This window comes from Xanthomonas sp. BRIP62418 (assembly GCF_003993495.1).
Classification (GTDB): domain Bacteria; phylum Pseudomonadota; class Gammaproteobacteria; order Xanthomonadales; family Xanthomonadaceae; genus Xanthomonas; species Xanthomonas euroxanthea.
This window is the reverse complement of sequence record NZ_QEZG01000037.1, coordinates 140,044-154,041: the sequence shown is the minus strand read 5'-3', so window position 1 is coordinate 154,041 and position 13,998 is coordinate 140,044. Positions and strand designations below refer to the sequence as shown.

The following is a 13,998-nucleotide window of genomic DNA, read 5'->3' as shown; positions in this document are numbered from 1 at the left end:
TTTTCGGCTCCTTCAGGCAGCTTCGGGTATCCGCCGCGTGTAGATCGGCAGGACCAGACTGAAGTCCGCCATACTGAGTTTGCGCCCGATCAGGAACACGAAGTCGGCGCCGGACTGGCGATCGCTGCCGCTGCCCAAATCACCAGCGCCACGCAGCTCCAGGTCGCGGGCGGCAATCTTAAACCCGTCCGTGGTCGCACAGAAAAAATCCAGCCGGTCCTGTTGCTCGGCCTTGAGCTTGTCGTCGCACAGCAGCTCGCAGTGCCCCTCCCCGCCTTTGCGGGCGACGCGCCCGCGCAGCTGGTGCAGGGTGGCCAGGCCGTATCGGGTCGGGTCCACGATGACGATTCGGTAGAGGCCGGGCAGGTTCAGCCCCACCTCCACGACGGTCGTGGTGACCAGAACGTTGATGCGGCCATCCGCAAATGCGTCCAGCGTGGCCACTTTTTCCTCGGTCGTGTTGTCGGAGGTGATCGATGCGACCTGATCTCCGAACTTGGCCTGCCAGCCGGGAAGCGCGCCTTCGACCGTATGCATCGGGTTGGTTTCCATGCGGGACTCCATCCCCTCGACGGCCTCAACGTCATCCAGATTCTTGCGGGGATAGACCACCAGCACACGCCCCCCGTTCTTCAAGTCATCCAAAAGCATGTTGAACAGGTCGCGCCGGCCCTCTCGCCCGATGTGCAGGTGCGTGTAGATGGTTTTCGGGGCAAAGGTCTGTCGCAACTCGACGGTCTCGTACAGACCAATGCGGACCAGCGCCTCCGTGCGGGGAATGCAGGTGGCCGTGAACTCGAACAGGTGCGTGTGTCGCCCGACCTTCTTCTCGCGCTGCTCACGGCTGAAACGGTGCTGCTCGTCCACGAGAACCGCATCCACCTTGGGAAGCTTGCGGGTGAGCAACGCCGTTGTGCCGATCAGGATCGGGGCCTCGAGGTTTACCGAAGCGTCGCTGTCACTAGTTACCAAGCTCATTTCGAGATCGGGCGCCCAATGCTTGAAGTCCTCCATCATCTGCACGGCCAGCTGCGAGTTGGGAAAGAGACACATGGAGCGTCCGCCCTGATCGGCGATACCGGCGGCCACCATGTAGATGCACAAACTCTTGCCTGTGCCAACGTCACCCAGGCTCATGACCCGCGCAGGCCTCTTCCTAGCCAACGCTGCTCGGTACACAGCGAGTGCGTTGGTCTGGTCGTCAGTAAGCGAGATTCCGGCGGAACGCAGTCGCTTCTCGACTGTGGAAATATGGAAAGGATTGGAAATAGGTTTAGGCCCTCCGGCCTTGGCCCGATGCAATCCGGCGAGCGCGTCCAGTCGCGTCAACGCAGAGATGCTGTGTTCCCAGTATTCAGGAGTGTGTGGGCGGTGTGCTTGCAGAAAGAGCGACCGCAGGTTCCAGCCCGGGCATCCGACCTCTTCGAGCAACTCATCGATCTTCCCCAGCGGAGCCAAGTGCTCGACCAAGCGCTCGCACGCGTCCGGGATGCCTTCCTCGAGGTACTGCTGAATCAGCCGGCGAAGATCCGAGCCCGTCAAGCCTTTCGGACGGCCCTTGTAGTTGGGGCGAAGTTTTCCGTACCACTCCTTCTCGATCCTCTCCTTCACCAGCACGGTCAGGGTCTCATTCCACCAACGAGCCTTGGCCATGGCACAAATCACCAAGCCTTGCTTCAGGCTATCCATCCATGCCTGCAGGTCACCGCTGAACTGGGCCTGGTACTGGCCGCGCTCGCGGTCCTCAACAGTCGCCTTGACCATCAGGAACGGGCGGTTGGTAACGGATGGTGCAGATACCAGCCTAAGCACGATCGGTTCGAACGCTTCCGTGCTCAACGCGGGCGCTGAACTGTGCTGAGTCCGCAGGTCGTCTATGGACTCAGGGAGGTATATGGCCGTCTGCCAACGGTCTTCCACGCCTAGCGTGGCCAGCTGGCCGACGCGTAAGAAGACATTGTTGGATTTAGAGGATGCCATCCCTACAACTTAGCCATCATCACGCGTGGGTGTTGGTGGCGCAGGAATTCTGCACTTCAGTCCTCATCCCACTTCGCTTCCGGTGCGGGGTCGTAACTTGACCTGGCGATCAACCCCTTCTCCCGCATTCTAGCCACGAAGGGCACGCCGTCGCCCTGAAGGTGATCACCCAGACTGCTCTTGTTTCCATCGCTCTCCCCGGCCGTGATCCTGGTATCCCAGAGCTCTATTGCGATCTCCAGCACCTTCTGGCCGATCCCACACCGACGATAGCCATCCTGCGCATCGAGATACTGCCAGGTCAAGTGGTGCCAGTATGAATCGTCAGCATCTTGGATCATTGCGAAATGGAACGCTCCGATTGGAGCCCCCTGCACGTCAAACACGTCAACCCTGTCCATGTCGTCGTCAGGAACGATGTAAATCTTGCGCCCGTCTCTAAGCTCCACCAAGTCATCAGAGTCTAGCGTGCTGACATCGACGTGTTTAGGGTACATAGATGCTCCATTGACTAGACAGATCCATTGTAAAACGTGACGCAAAAAAAAGGCCCCCGAGAATCGGGGGCCTTTGGGTTGAGTCAACCATGGATCTCACATGGGTCGCCACGTGCTGCCTTGCAGAGCTCGCAGTTTTCCATCTGTTCGAGCTCGAACGCGAAGTCCTGGCCGGACACCCAGCGATCTTGGAGATCCTGGGCGCCCACGAACAGCAGGGGCATGCTCTCTTCACCGGCATGGTACTGCTGCTTTCCGAGGGCGAACGCATCCTCCAAGGTTTCCCAAAGAGCGTCGAGGCCCTCATCGCGGCCGGCCAAGATCGCAATCTCTGCCTTTGCATGTGCGACACGGATGTTAAGTGGGTTCATGTGCATCCTTTAATGCGCGTGGATGGTTCCGTTCCGGATAGATAGCTGCACCTCAGAGTTGCGAAGTGCAGCCACACAAAGGGCAAGTTCGACGTCTTCGTCGATGAAGAAGGCGGTGTGCTGAGCCAGCGCATCGCACAGGGCGTCCGTGACGGTCAGTCCGGTGCCATGAGTGACGCTAAGGGTTCGCTCGCGCTCTTTATTGAACAAGACGATGTCGATGCCGCCGTTGCGAGATGAAACCAGGGCAACGAGGCTGTTCATGGCCAAAGCTCCCTATCAGGTTCGGTGCGAAACGGATCGTTGAAGGCGGGGTCATCGGCAATCGATCCCGGTTCAAGCTCGCTGTCCGAATCGGACGCTACTGCAACCACTCCTGCTGACACGATGATGGGATACATGGGTGTGCTCTCTATTGGAAAATGGAGCACCCCTGCAGGGAATGCTCCCCTGGTGGGTAGTTGAACCAGCGCTCGCGACGGCTATTTGCCTGCTAGTGGACCGATTCGTGCTTGGTGCGTTCACCGACCATCAAACGCTCCACGAATGGGGCGAGCGTATCGGCGACGATCATGCGGGCCTCGGCGGCGGTTGCGGCAATGTGCGGAGACGGAAGCTCGATGGTCGTTTCCTTGCCACTACTGTCGATGCGCTTGGCAATCAAGACAATCTGATAGCCCTGATTGCAGTTACGCACTGCCAAGTTAAGGCTGGTGGTGAAGACGGTACTGCCGACGCGGTGCATCGTCCCGAAGAAAGGAATTGACTTGGCTGCAACCGGGGTTTGATCAGAGTTGGACATGCGTTGATTCCTGTGCTGTGCCGAGCAAGTAGGTTGCTCTGTCGGTGGCACAATCCGGCAGAGAGCCGGGCGGACACATGTCTCCCATACGGGTGACACGGCACCCGGCCGGGATGTTGTTGAAGTGCGGTTTTAGTCGATCATTCCCGCAACGATCTTCGACGCCGAACATTTGGCGAAATGGAAGCGGCGGGAGATTTCAAAGAACTTGGGGCTCACGTATGCCTGGGAAAATGACAGGGCACTTTTCCAGATGCGGGAGCACAGTTCTTCCGTTGCACCAGCACGAATGCACTGGTCACGACGTAGATGGGCGACCTGCGAGACCTCTCCATCCAGTACCAACTGGAAAGCAAGATTCTTCAATAACGACGGCAGGTCTTGAGGACCTTCTTCCAGTTCGGAAGGGAACATGAGCGAACTCCGGTGATATGGGTTCGCCCAATCGGGGGAACCCCGAGTGGGAAATAAACGTGGATGGTGCATTGTTGGAGGCGCACAGACCTCGTAGCAGGCATTGCCTGGTATTACGAGCTATGTTCGCGGGGCGCGAGACGCCTGTCAACGTGGATCAGCAATCAATTTGAAGAAAACAACTTTATATGTTTCCTCGGTGACGGGCGTCCGTTTGGGCGCCCGTGCACTGATGAAATCAGAACATGGAGTCCAAAACCAGGAACGGGATTTCATCATCCAGCATGTCGCTGTGTTCGTTCTGGTTCATTGGCTGATGGTTGGAGCGTCCCTGACGCGGACCATAGCCACCGCCACCGCCACCGCCACCGCCACCGCCGTTGCCGTTGCCGTTGCCGCGCTGACCGCCATTTTCGTGCTGGTGCTGATTGCTGGCATTCCCCCGACGCTGCTGTTGATTGCCATTACCCTGCTGGCGTTGATTGCCATGCTGCTGTCCACCGCTATCACGGTCCTTGCCGCCGAGCATCTGCATCTCATCACACACGATGTCCGTGGTGTACTTCTCCACGCCATCCTGACCGGTGTACTTGTCGTAGCGTAACTCGCCCTCGACGTACACCTGCGAGCCTTTGCGCAGGTATTCGCCGGCGATCTCGCCCAACTTGCCGAAGAACACCACGCGGTGCCACTCGGTGCGCTCCTGGTTGTTGCCATCGCGATCCTTGCGCATGCTGGTGGTGGCCAGGCTGATGCGGGTGATCGCCATGCCGGCCTGGGTGTACTTGGTGTCGGGATCGTTGCCGAGATTTCCGACGAGGATGACTTTGTTGATTCCGCGGGCCATTTCTGTTCACTCGCTTTGATGGGCTTTCACCCTGATATACGACGTTCGGCTACTGGCCTATTTGCCGTTCCTATAGCCGTGATGTAACCCGCAGAGCCCACGGCGGCTGCCTGCGGGGGTCGAGGTGACGATTACGTTCGCTCCTCTTAAATCCATGTTGCAGCATTTCAATGCCTACACTTGCAGCTTCAAACTTCTTGCGTAACGAGTTACCGATTGAGGCGGTGCTTGGCGTCTATCGCTGGATAGACCGCGTCGGACGATGGTCCTTTTGCATGCGTTACCGCGCAAGACAGGTTGGAGGGTCATTCCCTCGTCGAGATGGGACGCCGGCCATACTGACCTTGCAGCCACATCACGCTGCTCGTCGCGTCCTCTTGGGCGCGTATCCGTAGAAGGCCCACGTCTCAGGATCAATGGGCATGGTGTTGAGCGAGAGCGGCTTCATCCGCATCTGGACTCCGTGGTAGTCAAGTTCCCCGTCCCGCAGCAGGGACCAGAGCATCCCGACGCCCTTCATCGCAATTTCGCGATTGATAGGCCAAGGCTGTCTGCGCAGCGCCTCATCTGCCGAGCAGGACGGCTGCTCCGCATCCACTCGCTGCATCTGCGACAGTTCGGGGTACAGGTCAACGACGTTAGGAATCCGGTTAGCGACCTTGCGCGAGAGGTGTCCCAGGACGCACTGGGCTTCCGCATTGCCATTGCCGAAATCCAGCCACAGCGCATTTGTGGTCGAGGCCGCGTTGTCCTTGGAGAAGGCCGCGCGGAACATGGCCAGGTCAGTGCAAGATATGACCAGATCGACGCCACCAGGGCGTGTCGGCCCCTTCTCCGTCCTATAGCCCCAGTCAAAGCCGTAGAAGGCGTTGATGCGGTGGGTCAGCACCAGCGCCTTGTAGTTGCCAACGTCGGCGTGCGTGAAGCGCTGGCGGCCGATATTGGACCGACTCACCCGGTCCGGGTCGAACACTGTGACCTTGAAGCCGGGATGGCCCAGCTGCTTCATGCAGGAATCCAGGGAGGCAAGCTGGTCGATGACCTGGGAGCCTGTCCCGCCGGCGCCGTATACAAAGGTGCGGATCGGGTCATCGAGCCAAGAGGCCGGGATTTGCAGCTTGTTCATGGCAGTTCGCCGTGCTTGAAGAAGTCCTGCAAGTTCAACAGATAAGGCGACATGCACATGCGAGCACAGGTTTCCAGCGAATCAATGCTGTCGCACTTGCCTGCCACCATAGCGATGTACGGGCCCATACGGGACATATCCGAGGCATCGTCCGTCGCGGAGAAGAACGCGGGGTGAGAACCGTGCGAGTGAAAGTCGTACACCAGAAGGTCGTCTTGCGACTCGTCCCGGTACGTGACGTGGGCTTCGCTCGCGCTTTCGATCACCGGCTGCCTCAGCTCGTACTGTCTGTCAGTAGGGTTCCAATGAATCAGCGCTGCGGTTTCGTTTCTGCCTGCTTGCACAGCCAAGTCGAAGCACTTGCGCAGTAGTTCACGTGGCACCGGCCCATTGATTGCGGTGATGAACTGGCGAGCGGTGCCGAAGGTCGTGTCGAGCTTCGATACCCGGAAGCAGACATGCAAGGCAAGGGAGCGGTGTTCCAGGTAGGTGCCGTTGCTCGCTACGACCCAACGCCGCCCCGGCTCAGATAGCAGGGTCATCGTTTCGCCCGGTGGCACGCATACCAACGGGCACGCCAGCATGATGGCCAGCTGCTGCTGCGTCGCCGTGTCGGTTGCCAGTTCAATCATCAACGCTCTCCCCGTGAATCAGGCTGCTCATCCATTCGGAGAGAGTCATCTTCAATGGGGTCAGGTGCTCGCTCGGGAAGGCGTCCATTACGCCATCACGCTCGGCCCAGTACGTCATCGGGTCGGGGTTTGCTTGATGCCCCTTACTCTTACCCGTGCCCTTTGGCTTGGGCACGGTGATTGTCTTGCCGTGGTTGCTATGGGTGAATGCGCTCTCGAAGAAGGATGCCTTCCATGCCGGAATTTCACTGGGTGTGCAGCCCATCGGCAAAACCGCCGTTCCGGTGCAAACCATGGTCTTGGCCCACACGTTGCCGGTCGGGCAGTGGAAGACCAAGCTGTCATCGCTCGGCCACTGGTCATCCCTCAGCGCCACCACATAGAGCTGACGGTTGCGCGCATGGAACACCAACGTGGGCCAACGAGCCAGCACCGTCCTTACATCGCTTCCGGTGCGAAGCACCATCGGCTCTACCACGGAGGGTTGCAGCCAAGTCGTGCTTGCGCCGTCGGTATGCAGAACGTTCTGAGGCATCACGCGCACCCTGCTGCTACCGTCATCGGCTTCGCGGCCCATCAGCAAAGCAACGATACTGGCCTCTTGCTCAGGCGTCATGGGTCGGCCTGGCCCAATTCGCGGAGTTCCTCGGTGGCTATCGACTGTATGAGCGGTGGTTAGAACCAGCCTTCCCCGTCGTTGATAGAACAGAATCGCATGGGTGGGCGCCACGCTGTTCTGCTTCATGTAGTTCTTCAGGGATTCTGCATCCGGGGTGTCAATCAGGTGACTCATCTATGAAGATCCGCGCCATGGCCGTTGCGACCGATGTAGCCATTACAGCAAGCTCCAATGCGGCGAGATGGGGGCGCTTGGTTCTTGCCGAACGCGCGATGCTCAGAATCTCTGACGGGCAGTATTCAGCCCCGTATTGCTGGATCGTGTCGTTAAAGTTATTCCAGAAGCCTATCGGGACGACAAATAGGTCACAGGTGAAGTACTCGCCATCGACCACCTCTCGCTCATCGGCGCGCTTGCCCTGTACCAGCCCGGAATACAGGTCGTAGAGCCTCAGGATCAGCTTGGCGTTCGGGCCGGAAGGCGATGCAAGCCACTTCTCAAGATTCCCGTCGCCAATCTTCCACTGATCGGCCACGACGTAGTGGCGCAGATCCCCGTTTAGGCGCTCAATCGCGTCGTCCAATGCTTCACCGTCATCCTCCGACACGCCGTAATACTCCATCACGGCATCAAGAACGTTGCTCGGCATGTCCGTCGATACCGGACCCAGCGGCACATGGACCCGCACGTCGCGCAGAACTTCGTCCAGCATCACGTCAATGATGGAAAGGGCATCATCTGGAGGAACAACGAACCAATTTCCGCTGCGCTCATTAATCCCGCGAATCACGCAGCACAGGGCCGACATTTCGTCTCTCGACTCAGGGTCAGCGAACATCACGAATGGGGAATCAGCGTTAGATACGATGACCTTACCCGTGTTCGCAGTGATCTCCCAGCTCTCGCCGTCACGACCGCAGAGAGTCTTGGCCAGTGCCAGCGGCGACACGTGGAACGGGCTGTAGTTGTTGTGCGTTGGAGGCATCTTTGCGGTCGCCGCCTCGGCAACCCTGTCGATGCCCAGCATCACGAGCTTGAGTATCGTTTCTCCCGCATTTCTCTGGCTCGCACCAGTAAGGTCGGCGTCTTTGATATGCCCCGCTGCTTGCATCTCCTTCACCAGAGGGGACAGGTTGGCCAGGTTCTCGGCCGAGAGGTGGGTTGCATTGCCGATTGGCGGCGCGGGGATCGCGCCATCCATCTGGCACTGGTACAGGTGCGGGAGCAACGCAGAGGCAACACCAGCCTCGCCAGCCCTCATCGCATCCTTCGCCTGCTTGGGCGTCACCTTGCCGCGTCGCACGGCCTCGCCCAGGCGCTTTGCGGCCATCGCACGCAGCTGGCTGGTGGGCTGAATCGGATGTCGCGCGTGGCGCTTGGTAAGCAGCGGGAGCGATTGCATGCGTGTTACGCCATCGGGATGAGGAGAGAGTCGATCAGGGGATTGGTCTTGGCCGTGGCGCACTGCTGAGTCATCGCCGCGATAGCGTTCCAGCGTGCGGGCTGGTCCATATCCACCGTGGCCGTTTCACTGCCCCATGCCAGGATCTCATCCAGCGAAGCCCGAACCTGGGGCGCGGCCTTTCTACTCCCGCCTTTGGTCTGGACGGTCGGCTTCTGGACCGGATAGATGAGCAAATCACCTTCCACCACTGGCTCGCCAAGGCCAGCTGATTGCAGGAAGGCATAGGACTTGACGTGCAGTCGCAGCGCTTCCAGCGGCGGGAGGGACGGGTCGGGGTCCGCGAGGGTGGTGACGCCAAAGCGGAAGCGACGTTCCAGGGTCGATGCAGTTGTGGTCATGGCTTGGTTCCTCAGAACAGTTCAAAGCTGGCGGTGGAGGGCGACGGGGCCGCCGGAGCTTCGCTTGGCGTGGCAACCGGGCTATCTCCCGCGTCGTCTCCGTTGGCATCATCGTCGCCACCGCTGTCGTCGGTGTTACTGGCGCTGGCAGACGTTGCAGGTGTGGCGGCTTTGTTCGTCGCTTTGGAGGGAGTCGCCTTGCCGGCCGGCTTGGCTGCGGCCTTTTCAGCGGCTTTTGCACGAGCGGCAGCTGCGGCGTCCTCGATTCGCTGCTGATGTTCGGCCAACTGGTCGCCCAGGGTCGAATAGGACGGCGCGAGCTTAGTCAAGATTTCGAGTAGGGTGGCGTCTGTGGCATCACGCTCGGCAAGGACGCGCACCGGATGCACCAGCGCCGCCTGCAACGTAGCGACAACTTCGTCAGTGGTGTCCGGGTCCAGCTTAGCCAGCTGCGGCTCGATGAGAATCTGGATTTGGCCGCCGACCTCTTTCAGGGTCAACGACAACGAGGAGCCATGCTTTAGCAGCGGCAGGACATTGGCGATGAAGGACATTGGGAGTCTCCGTGGATGTGTTGTCAGCATGCCGTGGCCCCGCATAGACGCATGCGGGTGCGAGAGTCTTGCACTCAGACTTTCGCCACCAGATCGGTACGGACGCCAGAGGGTACGTAGCCACTAAAATCAAATCCGGCCTTGAGCACACCCTCGATAAGCTTCTTCTTGTCCAATGCGAGCAAAGCCTTGTGCTTCTTCTCGCCTTCCGGTTGCGCCTTGTGCCATGTGGCGAAACCACTTTCATCTAGCACAAGGTGGATGGCGGGGATCGTGTGGCACGCGAGGAACTCTTTGTTCACAGTCACGTGCTGAGCCATGTCCACCTCGAAGGTGTTCACGATCACCCGGTTGATACGGCTCCGATCGACATCGCGCACGTAGTTCTCCGGGTTCTCCGTGAGGAACTGCGAGGCCATATTTACCAGAAGAGATTGCAAGTCACCCTTATCCATCAGAAGCAGGCGGCCAATGCGCTCGCTGCTGCCGGTCATAGCCCGCACCTTGGGCGGCAGGACGCTATCGGTCAGGCCAGAGTTCGACCGACCCAGCTGGAACAGCCCGTAAGCGGCAAGCGCCAGCAGCACGCGCGGCTCGGTGGGCACGATGTGCGCCGCGCCGCGCCGCACAACGGCTTGGTAGGCCAATTTAGCCGCCTTCGGAATGGCAATCGGCTGAGATGGCGCCTGCTGTACTGAGCCGTTTGCCTGGTCGCCAGTGGACGCAGACCTCTTGCTCAAGCCCTGCACGGCTTGCTGCTGCCCTTTCGCCGGTTCGACCAGCGGGGCTGCTGCCTTCGGAGTGGGAGCCGATGCCGCCTTGTACGCAGCCACCTTTTCCGTGTTGCATGTGGCGTTCCCGCACAGAGGACCCTCGACGTTGCCGGTAGTCTTACCCACCGTATTGTCTAGAACGCATGTCCTGAAGGCGCAGCCACGGCACTGATCGTACTGGGCCTTTCCTACGCCGTAGTCCCCCTGCATCACTAGCGGGATTGTCTTACCCGGGATGACTTCGGTACGCAGTTCCACCACCGCATAACCGTCTTTAAGCTCCTGGCGTCGCCCATTCACCCACGCAACCGTCTTGGTCGAGAAGCAGCCAGAGTTGGTGCAGCGTGCCGCTTCGATGTGTTCAGCGAACAAGCTGCTCTGCTGGCTGGAGTTGTGCGGGCAATCCCGGCAGCCTTCCAGATCGAACTTGGCCTGTGCCAACGCAATCGATACGCCCTGCAGCTGCTCGCGCAGCTGCGCGACAGACGCCCTGTGCTCGATAACCTTGCCGAGAACGTCGTCTTGCTTCTCTGTGGGGAGCGTGCTCAGAAGCTCGGCATGGCCGACCTGGATAGCCCTGTCCATCAGCGCATCCATGACCGCCTTCGATGCGTGGAGTAGCTGCATTCGATGGCGGAGTTTCGCGACGGTCCAGCCGAGCACGCGCGCCGTCTGCTCATAGTCGCCTTCGCAGTCGTCGAGCTGGTCCTGTGCCAGATAGGCTTCTTCCGGAACGCTCAGATTCACCCGCTTCAGGTTCTCGATGCGAGCCATACGCCGAGCCTGCTGCTCTGAGCAAATGAACACCTTGGCGTCGATGCTTGCCCAGCCGATATCCTTGGCAGCACGCCATCGGCGCTCGCCAGCGATGATCTCAAACTCCTCCCCGCCCAGCTTACGCACAGCAATGGGATGCAGCAGCCCTTCCTCGCGCAGCGTCTGGCACAGGCCGTCGTGCTCCTCCTGGTTGAATCGGCGGCGCGGGTTGTGGCCGGAACGGACGCGCACTGTGCTCACGGGAAGTGAAGTGGTGTAGGTCGCATTTCCGAGGTGCTCACTCATTCGGTTGTCCAGTCGTCAGGGATTCCACAAGAATCGCTCTCGGGACGGCAGGTACTTAGGGGTGGACAGTTCCTGCATTCGCATACCGATTGCTATGACCACCCCGCGCACTGCCGACCTTGCACGATAGTTCGGTATCGCGCCCTGGACGGGAGGTGAGAATTGTCCCGCTGTCCTAACACGGCTGGCACAGGCGACACTCACTTCGCGGCAGCTCTGATCGGCTGAGAGGTGCTGCTCTGGACCGATTCGCTCATTCGCAGCTATAGCCGCACTTGCGAAGGAGCGCGCAGAGCACTCGCGGGTGAGTCTTACTCTCCCGGTTAAATGCGGACCGGCATAACGTAGACCCTTGCATCGCCTCCGTTTGCCAATACGATCAAAGGGGTATCTGGCTTGCTTACCGAAAGATGCACAGATTCACCGCGCACGGCGTTGAGCGCATCCAGAAGATACTGGGCGTTGACGCTGATGGCGAAGTCATTAACGCGACGCGCGTCAGCTGGTAGCTCAATGCTCTCGATGCTCTCCTGCCCCTGGCTCCTGCTGGCCTGGTCTGCGGTGATGAAGCTCAATGTTCGGCCGGTGAGCTTGACAGTTACCGCCGTACTGAGAATGAGGGTGCGCGTCAGAATTTCGCGCAGGTCCGCCAGTCCGACATGAAACGGGTTGACCGTGTTGGCTGCCATGATGCGCTCGTAATCGACGTAGGTGTTGGCCAAGACACCCACATGGAGATCGGCGTAAGTAGTCTTGATGTGTGCCATACCGCTGCCCCAGCTGAAGCCGATCTGCTCATCGCTTCTTGCTTTGGAAAGCAAAGTGCGGATGTCAGCCACCGAATTGTGTCCAAGCACCAGCTTTTCTGCTTGCAGAGTATTGATGCTGGTGCTGGCGACGGCCATGCGTCCGCCGTCAGTGCCTACGAGTCGCAGGCGGTCCCCGGTCAGGTGGAACAGCACGCCTTGCGGAAGCTTGGAATCGCTACCGAGACCCGCGACGCCTGAACAAGCAGCATCAAGAAGGTACTTGAACTCATCGGCGGCAAGGTCGAACTTGCCAGTCGTTTGGCCTGTCTTGGCGGCTTGGCGTGTCACCGGTGCGAGCGGGCCGTCGCAGTTGATGGAGAACCGGCTTCCGTCAAGTTTGATGTTGAGGAAGTTGCCCTTGCGTTGCATTTCGACCAGAGAACCGGATGCGAAGCTTCGCATGATGTCGCTCAGTCGCTTGGCAGAGACACCAATTTCCCCACGCTCACGAATAGTGGCAGTCGAGGCGGTGCAGATGTCCGAGTTTTCGTCTGATGTATTGAAGTGGATCTGTGTGCCTTCACCAGCACGGATTGTCAGGTTCGCGTGTCCGTTACGGGACTTCGTTCTGCGCTGAGCTACCGACATGAGGGGTGCAATCGCCGCGAGGAGGTCTTCACGGGTGGTGGTGATGTGCATGGGATCACTCCTGGTGGGTTGGCCGGGTACGTCCATCCGGCGGCACAGGAGTTCCTGTTCGTGACCAGCGATGGAGAGAGGACAGCGCTGGCTGGTGTCCTCACTCTGCCGTCGATCAGACCTACGAGTGCGGCGTGCGCACTTCTTGCTGCTTTGTTGGCGGAGCCACGCACTTCTCAAGCAACCCGGTGTAGTCCTGCCTGCCCACGCTCAGGGTTAGCCACCCCATGCGCTCGACACATTCAGCCGTTGCTGCCAGGTCTGGATGCGCGGACCAGAACTTTTGGGAGGGCATACCGGAAGGCCGGGCAAAGTCCACATACGACATGCAGACTTCGCGAAGCCCCGTCTTGCACTGCGCGTTGACCCAGTTCGTCCACACCAGATTCTGTGCTCCCAGTTGTTGCCAGTGGTGATTCCATGCCAGCGCAGAAACAGTCAGCAGTACCAGTAGGATGTGGCGTACCCATCGGCCGATGCGTCGCTCCCGGGCAGTCCAGTTTCCGCCGTGGACCAAGGCGACAAGCAGTTCGTTCATCCGACCTTCCGCGATGCTTCGGCAAGCATGTCCCACTGACGCGGCTCGCACTCAGTGGTGTGCAGACGCTGCGACAAGGCAATGCATGGCAGCTCGGGGTGCGCAACGAACTTAGCCGCGCTCTGTACGCGCGAGAGGGGCACGGCTACTCGCATCCTGGTCAGGTCGAAGATCTCCACGGTCGGGGCCAGGCCAACAACGAGCCTTTCCACGGCTGCTCCGATGTGGAAGTAGCCATCCTCCAAGGTCCAGGAATTCTCGCGTAGGCAAGCTAGCTTGACCTGACGCTCAAACAGCCTCTGCTTCAGCGCCATCAGGCGGCCTGCTTCGACCAGATCCTCTTTGGACTCCATAGGCTCGAAGAACAGATTGCCGTTGTGGCCGTCCAGTACGTACAACCCCGTCAAGCCCTGCTCGCGTGAGTACCCGTGTAAGTGACCTGCTCGCAGCACATAGGTGCAGGGTCCGATGATCCATTGCAGGATGGCCTGGTGGCGCCAGAGGCGGCAGTTTAGTTCTGTGGTGGGCGCGC

Annotated in this window: 18 protein-coding genes; all 18 read right to left on the bottom strand. The window is 59.6% G+C overall.

From position 1 onward, the window contains the following. Positions 1-12: 12 nt before the first annotated feature. A complete protein-coding gene (locus EO174_RS11880) occupies positions 13-1,980 on the bottom strand; it encodes a helicase-related protein (RefSeq protein ID WP_005989649.1) in 1,968 nt (655 codons plus the stop codon). A 56-nt stretch (positions 1,981-2,036) separates the two neighbouring features. Beyond that, the gene (locus tag EO174_RS11875) at positions 2,037-2,477 is read right to left on the bottom strand and encodes a hypothetical protein (RefSeq protein ID WP_005989647.1); all 441 of its coding nucleotides are present in this window, start codon (positions 2,475-2,477) and stop codon (positions 2,037-2,039) included. Positions 2,478-2,560: 83 nt separating this feature from the next. Beyond that, the gene (locus EO174_RS11870) at positions 2,561-2,848 is read right to left on the bottom strand and encodes a hypothetical protein (protein ID WP_031424565.1); all 288 of its coding nucleotides are present in this window, start codon (positions 2,846-2,848) and stop codon (positions 2,561-2,563) included. A 9-nt stretch (positions 2,849-2,857) separates the two neighbouring features. Next, a complete protein-coding gene (locus tag EO174_RS11865; RefSeq protein ID WP_005989643.1) occupies positions 2,858-3,112 on the bottom strand; it encodes a hypothetical protein in 255 nt (84 codons plus the stop codon). Then, on the bottom strand, positions 3,109-3,249 hold the full coding sequence (locus EO174_RS22945) for a hypothetical protein (RefSeq protein WP_005989641.1): 141 nt from the start codon (positions 3,247-3,249) through the stop codon (positions 3,109-3,111). The genes EO174_RS11865 and EO174_RS22945 overlap by 4 nt, the downstream gene beginning before the upstream one ends. A gap of 92 nt (positions 3,250-3,341) precedes the next feature. Next, positions 3,342-3,650 (bottom strand): hypothetical protein, encoded by a 309-nt coding sequence (locus EO174_RS11860; protein WP_005989639.1) that lies wholly within the window; start codon positions 3,648-3,650, stop codon positions 3,342-3,344. Positions 3,651-3,782: 132 nt separating this feature from the next. Continuing rightward, positions 3,783-4,064 carry a hypothetical protein gene (locus EO174_RS11855; RefSeq protein ID WP_005989638.1) on the bottom strand — a complete coding sequence of 94 codons (282 nt, stop codon included), beginning with the start codon at positions 4,062-4,064 and terminating at the stop codon, positions 3,783-3,785. Between the two features lie 238 nt (positions 4,065-4,302). After that, a complete protein-coding gene (ssb, locus tag EO174_RS11850; protein WP_005989636.1) occupies positions 4,303-4,911 on the bottom strand; it encodes a single-stranded DNA-binding protein in 609 nt (202 codons plus the stop codon). Between the two features lie 355 nt (positions 4,912-5,266). Next, entirely contained in the window at positions 5,267-6,037 is a 771-nt protein-coding gene (locus EO174_RS11845; protein WP_005989634.1) for a PRTRC system ThiF family protein, read from the bottom strand. After that, positions 6,034-6,669, bottom strand: coding sequence for a PRTRC system protein A (locus tag EO174_RS11840; RefSeq protein WP_005989632.1), 636 nt, complete (start codon positions 6,667-6,669; stop codon positions 6,034-6,036). Before EO174_RS11840 ends, EO174_RS11845 begins: the two co-directional genes overlap by 4 nt. Continuing rightward, on the bottom strand, positions 6,662-7,462 hold the full coding sequence (locus tag EO174_RS11835) for a PRTRC system protein B (RefSeq protein ID WP_005989630.1): 801 nt from the start codon (positions 7,460-7,462) through the stop codon (positions 6,662-6,664). Before EO174_RS11835 ends, EO174_RS11840 begins: the two co-directional genes overlap by 8 nt. After that, complete coding sequence (locus EO174_RS11830; RefSeq protein ID WP_005989628.1) at positions 7,446-8,690, bottom strand: hypothetical protein; 1,245 nt, start codon at positions 8,688-8,690, stop codon at positions 7,446-7,448. Before EO174_RS11830 ends, EO174_RS11835 begins: the two co-directional genes overlap by 17 nt. A 5-nt stretch (positions 8,691-8,695) precedes the next feature. Next, on the bottom strand, positions 8,696-9,091 hold the full coding sequence (locus tag EO174_RS11825) for a PRTRC system protein C (RefSeq protein ID WP_005989626.1): 396 nt from the start codon (positions 9,089-9,091) through the stop codon (positions 8,696-8,698). Between the two features lie 11 nt (positions 9,092-9,102). After that, entirely contained in the window at positions 9,103-9,645 is a 543-nt protein-coding gene (locus EO174_RS11820) for a PRTRC system protein E (RefSeq protein ID WP_005989624.1), read from the bottom strand. A 74-nt stretch (positions 9,646-9,719) separates the two neighbouring features. Further along, the gene (locus tag EO174_RS11815; protein WP_005989621.1) at positions 9,720-11,480 is read right to left on the bottom strand and encodes a PRTRC system ParB family protein; all 1,761 of its coding nucleotides are present in this window, start codon (positions 11,478-11,480) and stop codon (positions 9,720-9,722) included. Between the two features lie 323 nt (positions 11,481-11,803). Continuing rightward, the gene (locus tag EO174_RS11810; protein WP_005989619.1) at positions 11,804-12,928 is read right to left on the bottom strand and encodes a DNA polymerase III subunit beta; all 1,125 of its coding nucleotides are present in this window, start codon (positions 12,926-12,928) and stop codon (positions 11,804-11,806) included. A 121-nt stretch (positions 12,929-13,049) separates the two neighbouring features. Beyond that, a complete protein-coding gene (locus tag EO174_RS11805) occupies positions 13,050-13,466 on the bottom strand; it encodes a hypothetical protein (protein ID WP_005989617.1) in 417 nt (138 codons plus the stop codon). Further along, positions 13,463-13,873 (bottom strand): hypothetical protein, encoded by a 411-nt coding sequence (locus tag EO174_RS11800; protein WP_125459560.1) that lies wholly within the window; start codon positions 13,871-13,873, stop codon positions 13,463-13,465. Before EO174_RS11800 ends, EO174_RS11805 begins: the two co-directional genes overlap by 4 nt. Positions 13,874-13,998 lie beyond the last annotated feature (125 nt).

Excerpts from the sequence above, each read along its gene's own strand:
- EO174_RS11880 (WP_005989649.1), bottom strand. The coding sequence starts at position 1,980 with ATGGCATCCTCTAAATCCAACAATGTCTTCTTACGCGTCGGCCAGCTG.
- EO174_RS11875 (WP_005989647.1), bottom strand. The coding sequence starts at position 2,477 with ATGTACCCTAAACACGTCGATGTCAGCACGCTAGACTCTGATGACTTG.
- EO174_RS11870 (WP_031424565.1), bottom strand. The coding sequence starts at position 2,848 with ATGAACCCACTTAACATCCGTGTCGCACATGCAAAGGCAGAGATTGCG.
- EO174_RS11865 (WP_005989643.1), bottom strand. The coding sequence starts at position 3,112 with ATGAACAGCCTCGTTGCCCTGGTTTCATCTCGCAACGGCGGCATCGAC.
- EO174_RS22945 (WP_005989641.1), bottom strand. The coding sequence starts at position 3,249 with ATGTATCCCATCATCGTGTCAGCAGGAGTGGTTGCAGTAGCGTCCGAT.
- EO174_RS11860 (WP_005989639.1), bottom strand. The coding sequence starts at position 3,650 with ATGTCCAACTCTGATCAAACCCCGGTTGCAGCCAAGTCAATTCCTTTC.
- EO174_RS11855 (WP_005989638.1), bottom strand. The coding sequence starts at position 4,064 with ATGTTCCCTTCCGAACTGGAAGAAGGTCCTCAAGACCTGCCGTCGTTA.
- ssb (WP_005989636.1), bottom strand. The coding sequence starts at position 4,911 with ATGGCCCGCGGAATCAACAAAGTCATCCTCGTCGGAAATCTCGGCAAC.
- EO174_RS11845 (WP_005989634.1), bottom strand. The coding sequence starts at position 6,037 with ATGAACAAGCTGCAAATCCCGGCCTCTTGGCTCGATGACCCGATCCGC.
- EO174_RS11840 (WP_005989632.1), bottom strand. The coding sequence starts at position 6,669 with ATGATTGAACTGGCAACCGACACGGCGACGCAGCAGCAGCTGGCCATC.
- EO174_RS11835 (WP_005989630.1), bottom strand. The coding sequence starts at position 7,462 with ATGAGTCACCTGATTGACACCCCGGATGCAGAATCCCTGAAGAACTAC.
- EO174_RS11830 (WP_005989628.1), bottom strand. The coding sequence starts at position 8,690 with ATGCAATCGCTCCCGCTGCTTACCAAGCGCCACGCGCGACATCCGATT.
- EO174_RS11825 (WP_005989626.1), bottom strand. The coding sequence starts at position 9,091 with ATGACCACAACTGCATCGACCCTGGAACGTCGCTTCCGCTTTGGCGTC.
- EO174_RS11820 (WP_005989624.1), bottom strand. The coding sequence starts at position 9,645 with ATGTCCTTCATCGCCAATGTCCTGCCGCTGCTAAAGCATGGCTCCTCG.
- EO174_RS11815 (WP_005989621.1), bottom strand. The coding sequence starts at position 11,480 with ATGAGTGAGCACCTCGGAAATGCGACCTACACCACTTCACTTCCCGTG.
- EO174_RS11810 (WP_005989619.1), bottom strand. The coding sequence starts at position 12,928 with ATGCACATCACCACCACCCGTGAAGACCTCCTCGCGGCGATTGCACCC.
- EO174_RS11805 (WP_005989617.1), bottom strand. The coding sequence starts at position 13,466 with ATGAACGAACTGCTTGTCGCCTTGGTCCACGGCGGAAACTGGACTGCC.